The organism is Roseateles sp. (assembly GCF_052436255.1).
In the GTDB taxonomy this organism is placed as follows: Bacteria; Pseudomonadota; Gammaproteobacteria; order Burkholderiales; family Burkholderiaceae_C; genus Pelomonas.
Genome location: NZ_JBQVNP010000017.1, coordinates 1 through 20,343 on the forward strand (window position 1 = coordinate 1; position 20,343 = coordinate 20,343).

13 protein-coding genes are annotated in these 20,343 nt (G+C 68.4%); 7 read left to right on the forward strand and 6 right to left on the reverse strand.

Annotated elements, in window-relative coordinates:
• The 5 genes from ACT6S0_RS06400 to ACT6S0_RS06420 all read left to right on the forward strand — a co-directional run.
• Positions 1–932: TolC family protein (locus ACT6S0_RS06400; RefSeq protein ID WP_444763056.1), on the forward strand; the 932-nt coding region annotated here is incomplete at its 5' end.
• A gap of 2 nt (positions 933–934) precedes the next feature.
• Positions 935–2,062 (forward strand): efflux RND transporter periplasmic adaptor subunit, encoded by a 1,128-nt coding sequence (locus ACT6S0_RS06405; protein WP_444763057.1) that lies wholly within the window; start codon positions 935–937, stop codon positions 2,060–2,062.
• A gap of 14 nt (positions 2,063–2,076) precedes the next feature.
• Positions 2,077–5,163, forward strand: coding sequence for an efflux RND transporter permease subunit (locus ACT6S0_RS06410; RefSeq protein WP_444763058.1), 3,087 nt, complete (start codon positions 2,077–2,079; stop codon positions 5,161–5,163).
• A gap of 293 nt (positions 5,164–5,456) precedes the next feature.
• Entirely contained in the window at positions 5,457–5,729 is a 273-nt protein-coding gene (locus ACT6S0_RS06415) for a chemotaxis protein CheB (RefSeq protein ID WP_444763059.1), read from the forward strand.
• Between the two features lie 93 nt (positions 5,730–5,822).
• Positions 5,823–11,624 (forward strand): PAS domain S-box protein, encoded by a 5,802-nt coding sequence (locus tag ACT6S0_RS06420; protein WP_444763060.1) that lies wholly within the window; start codon positions 5,823–5,825, stop codon positions 11,622–11,624.
• On the opposite strand, the gene ACT6S0_RS06425 is transcribed toward ACT6S0_RS06420, so the two are convergent.
• The 6 genes from ACT6S0_RS06425 to hutC all read right to left on the reverse strand — a co-directional run bounded on the left by ACT6S0_RS06425 (position 11,614) and on the right by hutC (position 17,009).
• Positions 11,614–12,069: a response regulator gene (locus tag ACT6S0_RS06425; protein WP_444763061.1), complete on the reverse strand. Its 456-nt coding sequence runs from the start codon at positions 12,067–12,069 to the stop codon at positions 11,614–11,616. The two genes, ACT6S0_RS06420 and ACT6S0_RS06425, sit on opposite strands and share 11 nt — an antisense overlap.
• A gap of 262 nt (positions 12,070–12,331) precedes the next feature.
• Positions 12,332–13,717 (reverse strand): formimidoylglutamate deiminase, encoded by a 1,386-nt coding sequence (gene hutF, locus ACT6S0_RS06430; RefSeq protein WP_444763062.1) that lies wholly within the window; start codon positions 13,715–13,717, stop codon positions 12,332–12,334.
• Positions 13,705–14,505, reverse strand: coding sequence for an N-formylglutamate deformylase (hutG, locus tag ACT6S0_RS06435; RefSeq protein WP_444763063.1), 801 nt, complete (start codon positions 14,503–14,505; stop codon positions 13,705–13,707). Before hutG ends, hutF begins: the two co-directional genes overlap by 13 nt.
• Entirely contained in the window at positions 14,502–15,695 is a 1,194-nt protein-coding gene (gene hutI / locus ACT6S0_RS06440; RefSeq protein ID WP_444763064.1) for an imidazolonepropionase, read from the reverse strand. The genes hutG and hutI overlap by 4 nt, the downstream gene beginning before the upstream one ends.
• Positions 15,692–16,231, reverse strand: a complete 540-nt coding sequence (locus ACT6S0_RS06445) for a HutD/Ves family protein (RefSeq protein WP_444763065.1) — start codon at positions 16,229–16,231, stop codon at positions 15,692–15,694. Before ACT6S0_RS06445 ends, hutI begins: the two co-directional genes overlap by 4 nt.
• Before the next feature lie 58 nt (positions 16,232–16,289).
• Positions 16,290–17,009: a histidine utilization repressor gene (hutC, locus tag ACT6S0_RS06450; protein ID WP_444763066.1), complete on the reverse strand. Its 720-nt coding sequence runs from the start codon at positions 17,007–17,009 to the stop codon at positions 16,290–16,292.
• A 66-nt stretch (positions 17,010–17,075) separates the two neighbouring features.
• Between hutC and hutU the strand changes: the two genes are divergently transcribed.
• Together hutU and hutH are read left to right on the forward strand one after the other, a co-directional pair.
• Positions 17,076–18,752, forward strand: coding sequence for a urocanate hydratase (hutU, locus tag ACT6S0_RS06455; RefSeq protein ID WP_444763067.1), 1,677 nt, complete (start codon positions 17,076–17,078; stop codon positions 18,750–18,752).
• On the forward strand, positions 18,749–20,248 hold the full coding sequence (hutH, locus tag ACT6S0_RS06460; protein WP_444763068.1) for a histidine ammonia-lyase: 1,500 nt from the start codon (positions 18,749–18,751) through the stop codon (positions 20,246–20,248). The genes hutU and hutH overlap by 4 nt, the downstream gene beginning before the upstream one ends.
• Positions 20,249–20,343: the final 95 nt, after the last annotated feature.

The following is a 20,343-nucleotide window of genomic DNA, read 5'->3' on the forward strand; positions in this document are numbered from 1 at the left end:
CCTATGTGCAGCTGCGCCTGGCACAGGCGCGCGAGGAGTCCGCCGAGCTGGACGCGCGCTTTGCCGAGCAGATCGCCAACTGGGGCCGCCAACAGCAAGCCGCCGGCCTGTTGAGCGCCACGGACGCCGCCATCCTGAACACCGAGCGCGCCGTCGCCGCGGCCTCGCGCAGCCAGTGGCGCGCCGAGGCCCAGGTCGCGCTGCAGATCCTGGCGCTGCTCTGCGGCGAACGCGCCGATGCCCTGGCTGCCGAGCTGGCGCCGCCGGCCGTGGTCGCCGAAGGTTTCGAGGTCAGGCGCGAACAGCCCCGCACGCCGGCCTTCGACGTCAGCGCCCTGCCCGCCCAGCTGCTGGCACAGCGTCCCGACCTGAGCGCCGCTCACCAGCGCTGGATCGCCGCAGTGCAGCAGCAGCGCAGCGCCGAGGCTGCGCGCTGGCCGCAGCTCAGCCTGACGGCCCTGGCCGGCGAGACTCGGCTGCGCGTGGGCGGCGCGTCGAGCAGCGGCTCGATGTGGGCGTTCGGCCCCAGCTTGAGCTTGCCCATCTTCGACGCCGGCCTCAGGAAGGCGCGCGTGCAAGGCGCCGAGGCCGCGGCCGACGAGGCCGCCGCCGCACTGCAATCACGCTGGCAGACCGCCGTGGCCGAGGTCGAGGAGTCCCTGCAGCGCGTGACCGCCGGCGCCGAGCGCGAGCGCGAGGTCGACGCCGTGCGGCGCGAGTGGGAAGGCATCGCCCGCCGCTCCGGCGCCCAGGCCCAGGCCGGCCTGCAAAGCGGCACGCAGCGCAACGTCACTTTCCGCAATGCACTGGCCGCCTACGACGCCGTGCTGAGCGTGCGGGCCGAACATGCGCTGGCCTGGATCCGCCTGTACCGCAGCCTCGGCGGCGGCTGGACCGCCGACACCCTCACGAACACTGCTTCTGCCCGTTGATCATGAAGACACGCCTTCCCCTCCTCACCGCCCTCACCGCCGCCCTCACCGTCGCGCTCGCCGCCGCCTTCGTCGTCGCGCTGTCGGGCCCGGCCGTCGCCCAGCAAGCGGCCAGCGCGGCGCCACGGCCGGCGCTGACCGTCAAGCGCGTCCTCGCGCAGTCGGGTGCCTGGCACCAGACCTTGTCCGGCACCGGCTCCATCGCTGCCTGGCAGGAGGTCATCATCGGCGCCGAGATCGGCGGCCAGCGCCTGGCAGCGCTGAACGTCGACGTGGGTGACCGCGTCAGGAAGGGCCAGCTGCTGGCGCGCTTGAGCCCCGGCACGCTGGAAGCCGACCTGGCCGCCGGCCGCGCCGCGCTGCAGGAGGCCGAGGCCTCGGCCCGCGAGGCCCACCAGACCGCCGAGCGCGTGAAGACGCTGCAAGACAGCGAGGTGCTGTCGCCGCAGGCCATCGACCAGGCCCTGGCTGCCGACGCAGCCGCCCAGGCCCGCGTGGCCGCGGCCAAGGCGCGCGTGCAGGCCGACCAGCTGCGCCTGTCGTACACGCAGATCACCGCGCCTGATGACGGCGTCATCAGCGCCCGCTCCGCCGTGCCGGGTGCGCTGGTGCAGCCGGGGCAGGAGTTGTTCCGCCTGCAGCGCCAGGGGCGCCTGGAGTGGCGTGCCGAGGTGCCAGGCGCCGAGCTGGCGCAGCTGAAAACGGGCCAGCTGGTGCGCGTGCAACCGAGTGGCGCCCCGGCCGTGGAAGGCCGCGTTCGCCGTGTCGCCCCGCAGATCGACCCGCAGACGCGCAACGGCCTTGTCTATGTCGACCTGAAGGCCACCGAGCCCTTGCGCGCCGGCCTGTTCGCACGCGGCGACTTCGTGCTCGGCGAGAGCCAGGCGCTGACGGTGCCGCAGAGCGCCGTGCTGCTGCGCGACGGCTTCAGCTATGTCTTCCGGCTCGACGGCAACAAGGTGCGCGAGACCAAGGTGCAGATCGGCCGCCGCGAGGGCCACCGTGTCGAGGTGCGCTCGGGTCTGGCGGCCGGCGCCGCGGTCGTCGAGTCGGGCGTCGGCTTCCTGGCTGATGGAGACACCGTCCGCGTCGCGAACGGTGGCGGCGACAGCGTCCCCGCAGCCAAGTAAGGAAAGACGCCATCATGTTCAACGTCTCGCGCTGGTCCATCGCCAACCCGGTGCCGGCCATCATGCTGTTCATCATGCTGACCGCGGCCGGGCTGTACGGCTTCAAGCAGATGAAGATCCAGCAGTTCCCCGACATCGAGCTGCCCACCATCATCGTCAGCGCCTCCCTGCCGGGCGCCGCGCCGGCGCAGATGGAAACCGAGGTCGCACGCAAGATCGAGAACTCGCTGGCCGCCGTGCAGGGGCTCAAGCATCTCTACACCAAGGTGCAGGACGGCGTGGCCCCCATCACCGCCGAGTACCGGCTGGAGAAGCCTCTGCAGGAGGCGCTGGACGACACGCGCGACGCCGTCAGCCGCATCCGCGCCGACCTGCCGGCCGACCTGCGCGACCCGGTCATCACCAAGATGAACCTGTCGGGCATGCCCATCCTGACCTACACCGTCTCCAGCACGCGCATGGACGACGAGGCGCTGTCCTGGTTCGTCGACAACCAGGTGGCCAAGCGCATGCTGTCGGTGCGCGGCGTGGGCTCGGTGGCGCGCGTCGGCGGCGTGACCCGCGAGTTGCGCGTGGAGATCGACCCGGCCCGGCTGCTGGCGCTGCGCGTCAGCGCAGCTGACGTGTCGCGCCAGCTGAGGCAGGTGCAGCAGGAAGCGCCCGGTGGCCGCGCACAGCTTGGCGGCACCGAGCAATCGCTGCGCACCATCGCCACCGTGCACAGCGCTGACCAGCTGGCCGCGCTGAGCATCCCGCTGCCCGACGGCCGCCAAGTGCGGCTTGACCAGGTCGCCAGCGTCAGCGACACGCTGGCCGAGCGGCGCAGCGGTGCCTTCCTGAACGGCAAGCAGGTGGTGGGCTTCGAGATCGTGCGGGCCAAAGGCGCCGGCGAGGTCGACGTGGCCGAGCGCATCCGCGCCGCCCTCGACGAGCTCAAGGCGGCCCATCCCGACATCACCATCACCGAGGCCTTCAACTTCGTCGACCCGGTCATCGAGAACTACGAGGGCAGCCTGACGCTGCTGCTGGAAGGCGCCTTCCTTGCCGTCGTCGTCGTCTGGTTCTTCCTGCGCGACTGGCGCGCCACCTTTGTCAGCGCCGTGGCGCTGCCGCTGTCGGCCATCCCGACCTTCCTCGTCATGTACTGGATGGGCTTCACGCTCAACGTCGTGACGCTACTGTCGCTGTCCCTCGTCATCGGCGTGCTGGTGGACGACGCCATCGTCGAGATCGAGAACATCATGCGCCACCTCTTGATGGGCAAGACGCCGCTGGAGGCGGCGCGCGAGGCGGCCGACGAGATCGGCCTGGCCGTCATCGCCACCACCTTCACGCTGATCGCCGTCTTCCTGCCAACGGCCTTCATGAGCGGCGTGGTCGGCAAGTTCTTCGTGCAGTTCGGCTGGACGGCCTCCATCGCCGTGTTCTTCTCGCTGGTGGTGGCCCGCGTGCTGACGCCCATGATGGCCGCCTACATCCTGAAGCCACCCAAGAAGGCCCACAAGGAGCCCTTCTGGATGCCCACCTATCTGAAGGCCGCGCGCTGGGCCTTCACGCACAAGGGCAAGACCATGGCCCTCACGGCGGCTTTCGGCGTGGCCGCGTGCACACCGCTCTTCATGGGCGCCATCCCCGGCGCCTTCCTGCCGCCCGACGACCTCAGCCAGACGCAGATCAGCGTTGAACTGCCGCCCGGCAGCACCTATGAACAGACGGCCGCCATCGCCGAGCAGGTGCGCCTGGCAGCGGCGGGGCATTCGCATGTGAAGCTGGTCTACACCGCCGTCGGCGGCGGCAGCGCCGGCGGCGACCCGTTCGCGATGAGCGGCGCAGCGGAATCGCGCAAGGCCACCTTGACGCTGAATCTGACCCCCCGCAGCGACCGCTCGGGCATCAGCAAGCAACAGATCGAACGCGAGTTGCGCGAGCGCCTCGATGGCATTGCCGGGGCGCGGCTGAAGGTGAGCTTCGGCGGCTCCAGTGAGAAGTACCAGCTGGTACTGGCCGGCGAAGATGGCGACCAGTTGGCCGCCCACGCCGCCAAGGTCGAAAGGGAATTGCGCGCGCTGCCCGGCATCGGCCAGGTCACGAGCAGCTCCAGCCTGCAGCGCCCCGAGCTCATCGTGCGGCCCGATGCGGCGCGTGCGGCGGACCTGGGCGTGTCCACCGCCGCGATAGCCGACACCTTGCGCATCGCCACGGCGGGCGACTACGACCAGTTGCTGCCCAAGCTCAACCTCAGCCAGCGCCAGATTCCCATCGTCGTGCGCCTGCCCGACGCCGCGCGCACCGACCTCGCGCTGCTGGGCCAGCTGACCGTGCCCGGCACGCATGGCCCGGTGCCGCTGCAGCAGGTGGCCGACATGACGGTGACCAGCGGCCCGGCGCAGATCGACCGCTACGACCGGCTGCGCAACGTCAACTTTGAGATTGAACTCAACGGCCGGCCGCTCAGCGAAGTGCAGGCCGCCGCCGCGGCCCTGCCGACCATCGCCAACCTGCCGCCGGGCATCAGCACGGCCGAGATCGGCGACGCCGAGGCCTTCGCCGAACTGGGGCAGGGCTTCCTGCTGGCCATGGGCACGGGGGTGGCCTGCATCTACATCGTGCTGGTGCTGCTGTTCCACGCCTGGGTACAGCCGGTCACCATCCTCGGCGCGCTGGTGCTGTCCATCCCGGGCGCCATCCTGGCGCTGTTCGTCACGCAGACCGACCTCAGCATGCCGGCCATGATCGGCATGATCATGCTCATGGGCATCGCAACCAAGAACTCCATCCTGCTGGTGGAGTACGCCATCGTCGCGCAGCGCGACCATGGCCTGAGCCGCCTGGACGCGCTGCTGGACGCCTGCCACAAGCGCGCCCGGCCCATCGTCATGACGACGCTGGCCATGGGCGCCGGCATGATGCCGATCGCCCTGGGATTCGGCACCGACCCGAGCTTCCGCGCTCCGATGGCCATCGTCGTCATCGGCGGCCTCATCACCAGCACCTTCCTGAGCTTGTTGGTGATCCCGGTGTTGTACGAAGTGGTGGACGACATGATCCAGAGCGTCACGCGCAAAGCGCCGAAGGGGCGCGAGGAGCCGGCTTCCACTTGAGGCTGCGGCTCTGCACCTTCGCAGGTGAGCAGTTGCTCCCCACGTAAGCGCTGAAGCAGTCAGGCGTGGCTCAAGTGCAGGACGCTGACGGGCTTGCCACGGCCAAGTCAAACTAAGGCCACCACCATGACGCGGCATGAATAGAACCATGCTCGCAACTGCGCTGCGGCAGTGATTACTATCGCTGCCAAAGTGCAGGGCAAGCGTATGTTCCAAGTGTGCAATCCAACCGACCGGGTCCGGTCCTTCTGGTCACAAGCCGGCTAGCTTGCCCACGCGTCAAGATGCAAGGCATGAAAGACAAGCCAGCGGCGGCTCGCACCCCTGAATCGTCAGCGGCGCAAACGCCGGCGCCAGCTGCGACGCATCGGAAGGTGGCGCAGGCCAGCGACCGCACCGAGGTACGGCCCGGCTGTGTCTATGTGATCCCGCCCAACCGTGACAGGTCCATCTTCCACGGCGTGCGCCATCTCTTCGAGCCGACATCGCCGCGCGGGCTGCGGCTGCCGGTTGATTTCTTCCTCCGCTCGTTGCCCAGGGCGGGCGCTGGTGCAGCGTGCGGGTGATGCCTTACCGCACGACGGACGACAAGATTGACGTGACTTGCAGGCGAGTGCCATAGGGCGCCCCGGGAACTGCTGAAAGGAAGGACTGAGCCAGTGAAAAAGCCGCGTCCACGCTTGCCCTTTGCCGCCGACCTGCGCCGCCGCGCGGAGGAACGGCTGCGCGCCGCGCCCCCCGTCGCGGTCGACAACGATGAGGCGCAGCGCTTGCTCCATGAACTGCGGATCCACCAGATCGAGCTGGAACTGCAAAACGAAGAGCTGCAGCAGTCCCGCGCCGCGCTGGAGGCGAGCGCGGAAAAGTACGCCGATCTCTACGACTTCGCCCCGGTGAGCTACCTCACGCTCGACCTCGCGGGCGCGATCCGCGAGGCGAACCTGACCGCCGCCACCTACCTGGGTGTGACCCGCGCGAAGCTGCTCGGCCAGCGGTTCTTGCGCTTCCTCGACCCAGAGTCCAGCGCGCCGTTCCTCGCCTTCCTCGACAAGACTGCGGCCAGCGACGGGCGGCAAACCTGTGAAGTGACGCTGCTTCAGGCGGGCGGCCCGCCGCGCCGGGTGCGGCTCGAAGGCCTCGCCCTTGCCGACGGCTCAGGGGCGGGCCGGCATTGCCGGCTGATCCTGCACGACATCACCGAGCACGCGCGCGAGTCCACCGAGAACCGCACCCTGCTTGCCGAGGCCGAGCGGACACGCCTTGCCTTGCTTGACAGCATCAAAGACCTGAACCTCACGCAGGAGGCGCTGCGCGAGAGCCAGGCGCATCTTCGCTTCACGCTCGAGTCCGCCCGGTTGGGCGACTGGGAGCTGGACCTGACCACCGACACCGCGCGCCGCTCGCTGCGCCACGACCAATGCTTCGGCTACACCGAGCCGGTGGCGGAGTGGGGCTTCGAGAAGTTCATCGCCCATGTGCACCCCGAAGACCGCGCCCGGGTGGAGTGCGGCTTTCGCGCCGCGACCACGGACCTGGCGCCATGGGACTTCGAGTGCCGCGTGGTCTGGCCGGATGGCAGCACGCACTGGATCAGCGCCCACGGAGACGTTTATCGCAAGGAGGGCAAGCCGGTGCGGATGCTCGGCCTCGTGACCGACATCACCGCGCGCAAGCAGACCGAGGCCGCGCTGCGCGCCAGCGAGGCCAACATGGCCGACGCGCAGCGCATCGGTCACTTTGGCAATTGGGAGTTGGATTTGGGTCAACAGGATCGTCTCGACACCAATCCGTTGCACTGGTCCGACGAGGTTTTTCGCATTTTTGGCATCGAGCCCTCGCGCTTTGGCGCGTCGTATGAGGCCTTCCTTGCTGCCGTTCTTCCCGCCGACCGTGAACGCATGGAAGCAGCGCAACGCCGGGTTCTGGCCGGCGAAGAAAGCCTCAACCTCGAACACCGCGTCGTCCGGCCGGACGGCACGATCCGCTGGGTGCGCGAGCTGGGGGAACTCAAGCGCGACGACCAGGGCCGGGTGACGCGCCTGACCGGGACGGTGCTGGACATCACGGATCAAAAGGCCGCCGAAGAAAAAGCTCGCAGCTCCGCAGAGCGTCTGGCGCAAACGCTGGAGAGCATCACAGACAGCTTTTTTACCCTGGATCGCGACTGGCGTTTCACCTACGTCAATGCCGAGGCGGAACGGCTGTTGAGTCGCCCTCGGGCGACCCTGCTTGGGCGTTCGGTCTGGGAGGCGTACCCGGAATCGGTCGGCTCCACGTTTGACCGGGAGTATCGACGGGCGGCTACGACGAAGACGGCAGTCGCGTTCGAGGAGTACTACCCGCCGCTGGAGATTTGGTTTGAGGTCAAGGCCTATCCCACCGCCGACGGGCTGGCGGTGTACTTCCGGGATGTGACCGAGCGCCGCCGCATCGGCGAAGCGCTGCGCACCAGCGAGTCGAAATTCCGCCAGCTCGCCGAATCAAACATCCTGGGCATCCTGTTCTGGGATGCTGAAGGCAATATTTCGGATGCCAACGACGCCTTTCTGCAAATGGTCGGCTACACCCGCGAGGACTTGGCGAGCGGCGCGATTGATTGGCGCCACATGACCCCGCCGGAGTTTGGGCTGCAGGATGAACGGGCGCTGGCCGAAATCGCCGCCAGCGGCAGCTGTACGCCGTTTGAGAAGGAATATTTCCACAAGGCGGGTCACCGGGTCGCAGTGTTGATCGGCGCCGCCGCGCTGGACGGCGCGAAGGACCAGGGCATTTGCTATGTCGTGGACATCTCGCCGCAGAAGAAGGCGGAGGCCACGTTGCGCGTCAGCGAGGAACGCTTCCGCCTGCTCGCCAAAGCCACCAACGACGCCATCTGGGACTGGGATCTGAACAGCCATCAGTTGTGGTGGAACGAGGGTTACGAGAGCTTGTTCGGCTACCCGCGCGCGCAGGCCGACCCCACAGTTCGTTCTTGGACGAACTACATCCACCCCGACGACGTGGCCCGCGTGACGGCGGGCGTCCATAGCGTCATTGACCACGGCGGCGAGAGTTGGTCGGACGAGTACCGTTTCCGGCGCCAGGACGGCAGCTACGCCCATGTGCTGGACCGCGGCTACGTCATCCGCGACGCAACGGGAACGCCGCTGCGCATGATCGGCGGCATGACCGATCTGACCAAGGTCAAGGCGCATGAGATCGCGCTGTCCCAGAGCAACCGTGCCCTGCAACTGCTGAGTCGCTGCAACGAGGCGTTGATCCGCTCGGAAACGGAGAGCGGGCTGCTGGTGGACATCTGCCAGACGGCAGTAGACGTCGGCGGGTTCCGCCTGGCCTGGGTCGGCTATGCGCTGGACGACGCAGACAAGACCATTGCGCCCCGGAGCCACGCCGGCGTCGAGGAAGGCTATCTCACCGGGCTACGCGCAACCTGGGCGGCAAACGACCCTTTGGGGCAAAGCCCTGCGGGCAAGGTCATTCGTACCGGAGAGCCGGTCGTCATCCCTGATATCGAGACCGACGAATCCTTCCGCCCCTGGCGTGAATCGGCGCTTTCGCGCGGGTTCCGTGGCGTGATTGCGCTGCCGCTTGCAGACGCGACGCGCACGTTTGGCGTGCTCGTGCTCTATTTGCCCGAAGTGCGGCAGCCCTTGCCGGATGAAATGCGTCTGCTGGGCGAGTTGGCAAGCAACATGGCCTTCGGCATCGTCAGCATCCGCACGCGCCTTGACCGGCTGAGAATCCACACGGCGGTCGAGCAGGTCGCCGCAGCCGTCTCGGCGGCGACAAGTGAAGACTTCTTCGAACAGCTGGCGCGCAACATGGCACTGGCCGTGGGCGCGCATGCCGGCTTCGTCGCGAAGCTGCTGCCTGGCGAGCCCCTGACCGCCCGGACCATCGCCGCCGTGGTGGGCGATCAGGTGGCTGACAACTTTGACTACGTCATCCAAGGCACACCCTGCGAAAGCTTCGTTACGACGGATGAGTGCGTCATCCATCAGCAGGTTGCCGACCAATTTCCGCGCTCGCCTTCGCTCGCCGCGCTGGGCGCGCACGGCTACGTGGGGCGGCGGCTGGACAGTTCGGCGGGCAAGTTTCTCGGCCTGCTGTTCGTGATCTTCCGCGAGCCGCTCAAGCAAGCCGATTTCGTGACCGCCACGCTGAGAATTTTCGCGGCACGCGCGGCGGCGGAGCTGGAGCGTGCGCAGACGGACTTGCAGGTGCGCGAGCAGGCGGCGTTGCTGGACAAGGCGCAGGACGCCATCCTCGTGCGCGATCTGGACGACCGCATCACCTACTGGAACAGCAGCGCTGAGCGTCTTTTCGGTTGGGCCGCACCGCAAGCCCTAGGGCTTTCAGTGCGGGAATTGCTCCACGCCGAGGCGGGCACCTACGACCGGGCTCTTGCGCAGTTGCTCAATCGCGGCGAATGGACAGGTGAACTCAGGCACCAGTGCAAGGATGGCCGCATCATCGACATCGAAGGTCGGTGGACCCTCGTGCGGGACGCCGCCAACCAACCCAAGGCCATTCTCGACATCAGCACCGACATCACGGAACGCAAGCGCATCGCGGAGCAACTGAGCGCCAGCGAAGCCGGGCTGGCCGCGGCCCAGGCGCGGGCGCATCTCGGCAGCTGGGAGCTGGAGCTGGCAACGGGGACGGGCAGCTTTTCAGCAGAGATGTTCCGCCTGCTCCATCTCGACCCGGCGCAGGGCGTGCCAGGGTTTGCGGAGTTCCTGCAGCTCGTGCACCCGGACGACCGCGCCGGGCTCGAGCGCACCTTCGCCGATACAACGACGACAACAGAACCGGCCACCATCGAATACCGCACCCATCCCGAGCGCGGCCCGCTACGCCACCTCAGCGCGACGATCCACGTCATCCGCGATGCCCAAGGCCAGCCGGTGCGCACCGTCGGCACGGCGCAGGACATCACCGAGCGCAAACGGCAGGAGGCGCGCTTTAGCCGGCTGGTCGAGTCCAACGTGCAAGGGGTTCATTTCTGGAAGCTGGACGGCCGCATCACCGACGCGAACGATGCCTTTCTGCGCTTGACCGGCCGTACCCGCGAAGACCTCGAAGCGGGGCGCCTGAACTTCCATTCGTTGACCCCGCCTGAGTGGGCCGAGGCGGACCGGCGCGCCCTGGTGCAGCTCCACGCCAGAGGCGTCTGTGATCCTTTCGAGAAGGAGTACCAGCGACCGGACGGCTCGCGCGTGCCGGTGCTGCTTGGCGCGGCCTTCTTCGAGGACCAGCCCGACGAAGGCGTCGCCTTCGTCGTCGACCTGACCGAGCGCAAGAAACTAGAACAGCAGTTCCTGCGCGCGCAGCGCTTGGACGGCATCGGCACACTGGCCAGCGGCATCGCGCACGACCTGAACAATGCGCTCGGGCCGATCATCCTGTCGCTGGACCTGCTGAAGATGAACTTCCCCGATGCCGCCAGCCAGGAGTTGCTGGCGATCGTCGCCAGCAGCGCCCAGCGCGGGGCCGACATGGTGCGGCAGGTGCTCTCGTTTGCTCGCGGGGTCGAAGGGCGGCGCATGCAAGTGCAGGTGAAACATCTGCTGCGCGACGTCGAGAAAATCCTGCGCGACACCTTCCCCAAGGACATCCAGGTTCGCACCAGCATCCCGCCGGAGCTGTGGAGCGTCGTGGGCGATCCGACGCAGCTGCACCAGGTGTTGCTCAACCTGTGTGTGAATGCGCGCGACGCCATGCCCGACGGCGGTGTGCTGACACTGTCCGCGCAAGACCTGGTGGTCGACGCCCACTACTCGGCCATGAACCCAGAGGCCCATCCCGGGCCCTATGTCTTCCTCCAGGTCGAGGACAGCGGCACGGGCATGCCGCCGGACGTGCTGGCGAAGATCTTCGACCCCTTCTTCACCACCAAGGAGCTGGGCAAGGGTACGGGGCTGGGTCTGTCGACCTCGATGGGCATTGTGCGCAGCCACGGTGGCTTCATCCGTGTCTACAGCGAGCCGGGCAAAGGCACGACGTTCAAGGTCTATCTGCCTGCGGTCACGCAAAGCTCGCCCGCCACCGCGGCGGAGGAGGCGGTGCAAATGCCGCGTGGCCAGGGCGAGCTGATCCTCGTGGTGGACGACGAGGCCTCCGTGCGGCAGATCACCCAGCAAACGCTGGAGGCCTTTGGCTACCGCGTCATCGTGGCTGCCGACGGGGCCGAGGCGGTGGCCATCCACGCCCGCGAGGGCGCGCGGATCGCCGTCGTGCTGACCGACATGATGATGCCGATCATGGACGGGCCGGCGACCATCCAGGCGTTGCGCCGCTTGAATCCGGCGGTGCCCATCATTGGCGCGAGCGGGCTGTCCGCCAATGGCCACGCAGCACGCGCCGCGACTCTGGGGGTGGAGCACTTCCTGCCCAAGCCGTACACCGCGGAGGCGCTGCTGAAGGCCCTGAAGGCCGTGCTGAACCCGCTCAGCCGCTGAGCAGTTCGCGCAGCGCCGCGATCGAGAAGGGCTTCGCCAACGCGCCAATCACCAGCAGCCCGCGGGCGCGCGCGTGGTCCAGCGCCGCCTGGATCTGCATCGCATCGGCGCCGCTGGAGATGATGACCCCGGCACGGCAGCCTGCCGCTGCAAGCTGGTCCAACACCTGCACGCCGCCCATGCCCGGCATGCCCAGATCGATGGTCACATGGCTGGGTGACCACGCCGCGGCACGCTCCAGGAAGGCCGCAGCGTGTGCCGTCAGCTCGACCTGAAAGCCCAGCCTCTGCGCAGCCATACCCAGCACCGTGGCCACGACCGCGTCATCGTCCAGTACCAGCAGTCGGCCTGCGGGGGCTGGTTGCGCTTGAGGTCCAGCCGCGTCGGCGGCAGGCGTTGTCTCAGCCAGTGGATGCAGTTGCTCGTTGCCAGTCAGTTCCTTCACAAACACCTCTGCATTGCTCGTGGTCGCGGTCAGCAGGTTCCTGACATCGTCGGGGATGCCGCCGCCTCTTGCCTCGGTCGGGGGAGTCTACGCGTCGGGCCTCACGCACCTGACCTGAACACCGCCACCGACCGCGACAAATCATCCGCTTGCTGCTGTTAGGTCTGCAAGGCGATGCCGTCGATGACCGCCCTCGTCTGCACAACCTGGTTGAGCACGCTGCCACCACGGCGTGCCACCTTTGTCAGCGGGCCGCCAACCCTCAGCTACCCGGCGTGGAGTCAGGCGACCACAGCTCACGCATCGCCGCCTCGAAGGCGTCACCCACGCGCTGCGGCGCGCGCCAGGGCCTTGCCCGGCCAGCCACCCAGACCGATTGCCAGGGCGAGCCGTTGCTGCCGAAAACAACCGCGTCCAGCAGGGCCTCGTCGGGAAGGCCGCGCAGCGCATCGGCGTCGCGGTTGAGCACCAGGGCGTCGGCTCGGGCGCCGGGGGTCAGGCCCCAGGCGGAGAAGCCCGCCGCACGGGCGCCGCCTGCCACGGCCGCGTCGAACAGCCGCGCGGCGCTGGACGGCTGCGAACCCGGTGCAGCCGCCACGTTGCGTTGGCGCAGGGCCAGCCGCTGGCCGTACTCCAGCCAGCGCAGTTCCTCCACCCAGCCGCGCGTGACCTGGCTGTCCGATCCGACGGTCAGCGGCACGCCGGCCTGCAGCCAGCCCGGCAGATCGCACAGGCCGTCACCGAGGTTGGCCTCGGTGCCGGGGCAGATGACGATGCCGGCGCCGCTTCGAGCCACAGCCTCGATGTCCGCGGGGTCGGCATGCGTCGCATGCACCAGCTGCCAGCGCGGGTCGAGATGACCGGCCTCAGCCAGCCACTGGAGCGGCCGCATGCCGGTCGCCTTCAGGCAGTCGGCGACCTCGAGGGTCTGCTCGGCCACATGGATGTGGATGGGCAGGTCGGCCGCGCCGACGAGACTCTGCAGTCGGGTGATGTCCTGCGGCGCGGCGCCGCGCAATGAGTGCAGGGCCACGCCGGCATTGACGCGTGGCAGGCCGGCGGCCATCACGCGTTGATGGGCGCGCCAGGCCCAGTCGGCATCGGCTGCGAAACGGTGTTGGTCGGCGCGCAGGCTGTCTGCGCCGAAGCCGCTGCGCGTGTACACGACCGGCAGCAGCGTCAGCCCGATGCCGACGTCCTCCGCCGCCGTGGCCAGCGCCCAGGCCATGTCGAGCTCATCGTCGAACTCTTGCCCCTGCGCCGGATGGTGCAGGTAGTGGAACTCACAGACCTGGGTGTAGCCGCCGCGCAGCATTTCGGTGTAGAGCTGGCTTGCCACCGCATGCAGCTGCTGCGGCGAGATGCGCAGGGCCAGCGCATACATGCGGTCGCGCCAGCCCCAGAAATCGTCCTGCCCGGCTTCACGGCGCTCGGCCAAGCCGACAAAGGCGCGCTGGAAGGCATGACTGTGCGCGTTGACGAGGCTGGGGATGACCGGGCCGTTCAGCCGCTCGGCGTCGGCCGGCGCTGGCAGGTTGATGGTGATCTCGGACCAATGGCCGCTCGCGTCGACGCTGAGCAGCACGTCGCGCTGCCAGCGGCCATCGACCCAGGCAAGCGGCGCATGGAGCTTTTTCAGACCGGACATGCGAGCATCTCCTGCAGCATGCGCTGGATCAGCGGCGCGACCGAGGCTGCGGCGGCCTCGTCATAGGCCGCGGCGGGGTCGCGAGATTCGTCCATGTAGCAGCGCTGGCACATCTCAAGCTGCACGGCATGCACGCCCTGGCCCGGCTGGCCGTAGTGGCGCGTGATGTAGCCACCCTTGAAGCGGCCGTTGACGACATGGCTGAACTGCTGCTGGCGGGCCAGCAGCGCGGCCAGCCGCGTGGTGATGAGGGGCGAGCAGGACGCTCCGTCGGCCGTGCCGATGTTCAGCGCGGGCAACTGGCCGTCAAACAGCCAGGGCAGCTCCGAGCGGATGCTGTGGCCGTCGAACAGCAGCGCGTGGCCATGTTCGGCGCGCAGGCGTGCCAGCTCGGCCGCGAGCGCCTGGTGGTAAGGCTGCCAATAGGCCTCGTGCCGCGCGGCGATGCCGGCGGCATCCGGCTCGCCACCTTCGACATAAAGCGGGTCGCTGGTGAAGAAACGCGTGGGCACCAGGCCGGTGCCACCGGAGGCACCGGGGTAGAGCGGCTGGTCGTCGGGCGGCCGGTTCAGGTCGATGACGTAGCGGCTGTAGCGCGGCACGATCAGGCTGGCGCCCAGCTCCTGCGCCAATGGGCGGTACAGGCGCTCCAGATGCCAGTCGCTGTCTTCGCTGTGGAGGGCACGCGGTACCAGGTTGGCAGCCACCTCCGGGGGGATCTCGATGCCGACATGCGGCAGGCTGATCAGCAGCGGCACGCGCCCAGGCTGCAGACTGAAAACGCTCATGCTTCTCCCTGATGTCCTTCGAAGACCCGCTCTAGCAGCGGGTTGTGTCCAAAGCATGCTGCCAGCTCGCGCGGATGTCCGCCATCCCAGACACAGAAGTCGGCCCGCTGGCCCGCCACGAGCCGGCCACGGTCGGCCAGGCCGAGCGCCCGCGCGCCGTTGACCGTCATGCCGCGCCAGGCCTCCTCGGGCGTCAGGCCGAAAAGCACGCAAGCCATGTTCAGCATCAGCAGCGGCGACAGCGTCGGCGAGCTGCCCGGGTTGTGGTCGGTGGCGATGGCAATGGGTACGCCGGCCTCGCGCAGCGCGGCAACGGGTGGCAGCCTGGTCTCGCGCAGCGCATAGAAGGCGCCGGGCAGCAGCACGGCGACGGTGCCGGCCTCGGCCATGGCCCGGATGCCGGCGGGGCTGAGGTATTCGAGGTGGTCGCAGCTCAGCGCCCGGTAGCCGGCGGCGAGCTGGGCGCCGCCCTGGTCACTCAGCTGTTCGGCATGCAGCTTGACGGGCAGGCCCAGGCGCCGGGCGGCGTCGAACACACGCCCTACCTGGGCCGGGCTGAAGGCGATGTGCTCGCAGAAGGCGTCAACCGCGTCGACCAGACCGGCATCGGACAGCCCGGTCAGCCAGCGGCAGACGGCGTCGATGTAGGCGTCGGCGTTGCTGAACTCGGGCGGCAGCGCGTGGGCTGCGAGGTAGGTCGTGCGTACGTCGACCCCCAGGCCGGCCAGCTGGCGGGCGACACGCAGCATCCGGGTCTCGGTGGCGCAGTCCAGCCCGTAGCCGGATTTGACCTCCAGCGTCGTCACGCCCTCCGCGATCAAGGCGCGCGCGCGCTTGGTTGCGGCCGACAGCAGCTCGGCTTCACTGGCAGCGCGCGTGGCCGCCACCGTCGAGCGAATGCCTCCGCCGGCCTTGGCGATGTCGGCATAGCTCGCGCCGAGCAGGCGCTGCTCAAACTCGTGCGCGCGGTTGCCGCCATAGACCAGATGGGTGTGGCAGTCGACCAGGCCCGGCGTCACCAGGGCGCCGCGCAGCTCGACGATGTCGTCGGCAGGCGGCGCATCGGCGCTCGGCCCCACCCAGCGCAGTAACCCGCCCTCGACGAGCAGCGCGCCATCGTCGATCAGGCCCCAGCCGCTGTCGCCGGCCAACGTGGCGACGACGCCGCCACGCCAGAGCCTGGCCTTCATCCGCCGTCGCTCCAGGTCAGCCACCAGGCATTGCCCTCGCCCGTGAAGACGCAGCTCTGCGCGACCGGCTGCTCGCACCAGGCCAGCGTCAGTGGCGCCATCGGCATCGCACGGTGCCCATGTTCCAGCAGGCCGCCATTGACGGTGAACAGGCCCACCCACGGCGTCCTGGGCAGCAGCACATGGTGGGCCGACTCGACCTCCAGATTGCCGCGCCGCTCCATCACGTTGAAGACGTCGGTTTCGCCCTTGATGAGCTCGGCCGCGGGCGCCAGGCCGCCCTCAAAGCGCAACGGCTCGTCGCCCATGCTCTGCGGCCAGTCGAACAGGCGCAGGCCCGCGCCACCGATGACGGCCAGCCAGCGGTGCACGCCAGGAAAGGCTGAAAACGGCCCGTCGCGCTCCACGCGTGCCACGCTGATGCGCAACGCCCAGTCATGCGCGTGCGGCCAGGCGAGCAACTCGCGCGTCGTACCACCCTGGTTCTTCCAGGCCTGCGGCTGTACGGAGTCCGCACTGACCCTGCTCCAACTCATGTTTTTGTCCTAGCTTCGAGACGCACGGCGCATTTTCAGCAGCGCCGGCACGCCCGGCTCACGCCGAGAAGCTCCCTTGCAATTGGTAACGCACGCCGGGATGCGTCAATTTCACGGAGGTTACCGCCACGCCGCGGCTGTAGGTGATGCGCTTGACGACCAAGCAGGGATCGCGCCTGTTGATGCCAAGCAGCTTGGCTTCGACTTCGCCGGGCAGGGCCGCCTCGATCATGTAGCGCGCTTCCGACAGTGGCGCCACGTCCAGCAAATAGTGAGTCGGCGTGATGCGCGTGAAATCTTGTGAAAGGTAGTCGGGCGCGCAGGCCGGGTTGACGGCGCGCTCCTCGCATTGAATGGCCACGCCGTTCTCCAGGTGCGTGATCAGGCTCAGGTAGACCGGGGCGCCGCGCTTGAGGCCCAGCTCCGCCGCCTGCTGGGGCGTGGCCTTGCCCTTGGTGAGTGCATGCACCAGCGCCTCGTGCGTGCCGCCGCGCTCGACGATCTCCTCGTGCACGTCGCGCACATTGAGCGTCGACGAGATGCGGTGCAGCTGGGCGACGAAACTGCCGACGCCCTGCACGCGCTCGATCAGCCCCTCCTGCACCAGCTCACGCAGCGCCCGGTTGACCGTCATGCGGCTGACCTCGAACTGGCCCACCAGCGCGCCCTCGCTGGGCAGCAAATCACCGGCCACCCAATGGCTGCTGGCGATGCCTTCGCGCAGATGGTTCTTGACCTTCAGGTACTGGGGCTCGGGGCTGGCAGCGGTTCGTGGCATCCGGCGATCCTAGTTGACTTGACTTGTATAGACAACTAGAGTCGCCGACACCTTGAGGAGCCTCGAATGCCCGCCCTGCCCCGCCCAGTCAAAGCGCCCACCGGCACCCAGCTCAGTTGCAAGAGCTGGCTCACGGAGGCGGCCTACCGCATGCTGCAAAACAACCTCGACCCCGCCGTGGCCGAGAACCCGGATGCACTGGTCGTCTACGGCGGCATCGGCAAGGCAGCGCGCAACTGGGCCGCCTTCGATGCCATCTGTGAATCGCTGCGCGAATTGAACGACGACGAGACGCTGCTGATCCAGTCGGGCAAGCCGGTGGGCGTTTTCAAGACGCATGCGGATGCGCCGCGCGTGCTGCTGGCCAACTCCAACCTCGTGCCGGCCTGGGCCACGTGGGAGCACTTCCACGAACTGGACCGCAAGGGCCTGATGATGTACGGGCAGATGACTGCGGGCAGCTGGATCTACATCGGCAGCCAGGGCATCGTGCAGGGCACCTACGAGACCTTTGCCGAGGCGGCGCGCCAACACTATGGGGGTGTGGCCAAGGGTCGCTGGGTGCTGACGGCAGGCCTGGGTGGCATGGGCGGCGCGCAACCGCTGGCGGCGACGTTCGCGGGTTTTTGCTCGCTGAACATCGAGTGCCAGCAGTCGCGCATCGACTTCCGCCTGAAGACCCGCTATGTCGACGAGCAGGCCTTCGACCTGGATGACGCGCTGGACCGCATCGCCAAGTACACCGCCGCCGGCGAGGCACGGTCCATCGCGCTGCTGGGCAACGCGGCCCGCCTGATCCCGGCGCTGGCCGAGCGCTGCAGGCAGGGCACGGCCATCAAGCCCGACCTTGTCACCGACCAAACCTCCGCCCACGACCTCATCAACGGCTATCTACCGGCCGGCTGGACGGTCGAGCAATGGAGGGCCGCTGCCGCCGACCCGGCCCGGCACGCAGAGCTGAAGGCCGCCGCCGCCATGAGCTGCGCCGACCATGTACGCGGCATGCTGGCCTTCAAGCAGATGGGCATCCCGACGGTGGACTACGGCAACAACATCCGCCAGGTCGCACTCGACCAGGGCGTGGAGAACGCCTTCGACTTCCCCGGCTTCGTGCCCGCCTACGTGCGGCCGCTGTTCTGCGAGGGCAAGGGGCCATTCCGCTGGGTGGCGCTGTCGGGTGACCCGGAAGACATCCGCAAGACCGACGCCAAGCTGAAGGAGCTTTTCCCCAGGCATGAGGCCCTGCACCGCTGGCTGGACATGGCGGCCGAGCGCATCGCCTTCCAGGGCCTGCCGGCCCGCATTTGCTGGCTCGGCCTGGGCGAGCGCCACATCGCCGGCCTGGCCTTCAATGAGATGGTGAAGAGCGGGGAGCTGAAGGCGCCCATCGTCATCGGTCGTGACCACCTGGACAGCGGCTCGGTCGCCAGCCCTAACCGTGAAACAGAGGGCATGAAGGATGGCTCGGACGCCGTGTCAGACTGGCCGCTGCTCAACGCGCTGCTGAACACCGCCGGCGGCGCGACCTGGGTGTCGCTGCACCATGGCGGTGGCGTCGGCATGGGCTATTCACAGCATTCGGGTGTGGTCATCGTCTGCGATGGCACGCAAGCTGCGGCCAGGCGCATTTCACGAGTGCTGTGGAACGACCCGGCCACCGGCGTCATGCGGCATGCCGATGCCGGCTATGAATCGGCTGCCGCTTGCGCCCGCCAGAACGAACTGAAATTGCCCTCGCTATGAAACTCATTCCCGGACACCTGACCCTGGCCCAGCTGGCCGACATTGCTGCCGGCCGCGCCGCGCTGCAGCTCGACGACTGGATGCCGGTCGACAAGAGCGCGGCGCACGTGGCGGCCGCCGCGGCGGGCGACGCGCCGGTCTATGGCGTCAACACCGGCTTCGGCAAGCTCGCCAGCACGCGCATCGCCAAGGACCAACTCGCGCAGCTGCAGCTCAACCTGATCCGCAGCCATGCGGTGGGTGTCGGTGTGCCGATGTCACCCGAGGTGGTGCGGATGATGCTGGCGACCAAGGCGGCCAGCCTGGCGCGCGGCTTCTCGGGCGTGCGCCGCGAGGTCGTGCAGTCGTTGCTGGATGCCTTCAATGCCGGCTTCATTCCCTACGTGCCCTGCCAGGGTTCGGTCGGCGCCAGTGGCGACCTGGCGCCGCTGGCCCACCTGACTTTGGCGCTGATGGGCGAAGGCGAGGCACTGGTCAATGGCCAGCGCCTATCAGCGCGCGGCGAACTGGCGCGCCTGAAGCTGCAGCCGCTGACTTTGGCCGCCAAGGAGGGCCTGGCCCTCATCAACGGCACGCAAGCCAGCACAGCGCTCGCCCTGCATGCCTTGCTGCGCTTCGAAGGCTTGTTCGCGACGGCACTCGGCAGCGGCGCGATGACGCTGGACGCGGCGCGCGGCAGCGACGGCCCCTTCGATGACCGCATCCATCAGGTGCGAGGCCAGCCCGGGCAGATCGAGGTGGCCGGCGTCTACCGCACGCTGCTTGCCGGCAGCGCCATCCGCGCCTCGCACCGTGAAGGCGACGAGCGCGTCCAGGACCCGTATTGCCTGCGCTGCCAGCCCCAGGTGATGGGTGCCTGCCTGGATCAGGCCCGGCATGCCGCCCAGGTGCTCGTGCGCGAGGCCAATGCGGTGACGGACAACCCGCTGGTCTTCGAGGATGTGATGCTGTCCGGCGGCAACTTTCACGCCGAGCCGGTCGCCTTTGCGGCCGACAACCTGGCCCTGGCCATCGCCGAGGTCGGCGCCATTGCGGAGCGCCGCATCGCCATGCTGATCGACCCCGGCATCTCGCGCCTGCCGCCCTTCCTGACGGCTGATGCCGGGCTGCACAGCGGCTTCATGATTGCCCACGTCACCGCCGCGGCACTGGCCAGCGAGAACAAGAGCCTGGCCCACCCGGCCAGCGTCGACAGCCTGCCGACCAGCGCCAACCAGGAAGACCATGTCTCGATGGCCACCTTCGCCGCACGCCGCCTGCACGCGATGCTGGACAACACGGCCCACATCATCGCCATCGAGCTGCTGGCCGCGGCCCAGGGCATCGACTTCTTGCGGCCGCTGACCAGCTCCGCCGCGGTGGAGGCCTTGCACATGCAGCTGCGCGCCGAGTGCGCCAGCAGCCCGGCTGACCACTACCTGGCGCCAGACATCGAGCGTGCTGCCGCGCTGGTGCAGGCCGGGGTGCTGAAAGCACCGCACGCGCCGGGCTTCTGACCTGCGCTTTCCCGGCGTTCTTGCGGGTTAACACTGCGCTGAGGCAACTCCTGGGAACCGCACGAGCGCCATTGCCACCAATGGCCCGTGCCAAC

Bases quoted from the DNA above. Each gene is read 5' to 3' on its own strand.
- ACT6S0_RS06405 (WP_444763057.1), top strand. From the start codon at position 935: ATGAAGACACGCCTTCCCCTCCTCACCGCCCTCACCGCCGCCCTCACC.
- ACT6S0_RS06410 (WP_444763058.1), top strand. From the start codon at position 2,077: ATGTTCAACGTCTCGCGCTGGTCCATCGCCAACCCGGTGCCGGCCATC.
- ACT6S0_RS06415 (WP_444763059.1), top strand. From the start codon at position 5,457: ATGAAAGACAAGCCAGCGGCGGCTCGCACCCCTGAATCGTCAGCGGCG.
- hutF (WP_444763062.1), bottom strand. From the start codon at position 13,717: ATGTCCGGTCTGAAAAAGCTCCATGCGCCGCTTGCCTGGGTCGATGGC.
- hutG (WP_444763063.1), bottom strand. From the start codon at position 14,505: ATGAGCGTTTTCAGTCTGCAGCCTGGGCGCGTGCCGCTGCTGATCAGC.
- hutI (WP_444763064.1), bottom strand. From the start codon at position 15,695: ATGAAGGCCAGGCTCTGGCGTGGCGGCGTCGTCGCCACGTTGGCCGGC.
- ACT6S0_RS06445 (WP_444763065.1), bottom strand. From the start codon at position 16,231: ATGAGTTGGAGCAGGGTCAGTGCGGACTCCGTACAGCCGCAGGCCTGG.
- hutC (WP_444763066.1), bottom strand. From the start codon at position 17,009: ATGCCACGAACCGCTGCCAGCCCCGAGCCCCAGTACCTGAAGGTCAAG.
- hutU (WP_444763067.1), top strand. From the start codon at position 17,076: ATGCCCGCCCTGCCCCGCCCAGTCAAAGCGCCCACCGGCACCCAGCTC.
- hutH (WP_444763068.1), top strand. From the start codon at position 18,749: ATGAAACTCATTCCCGGACACCTGACCCTGGCCCAGCTGGCCGACATT.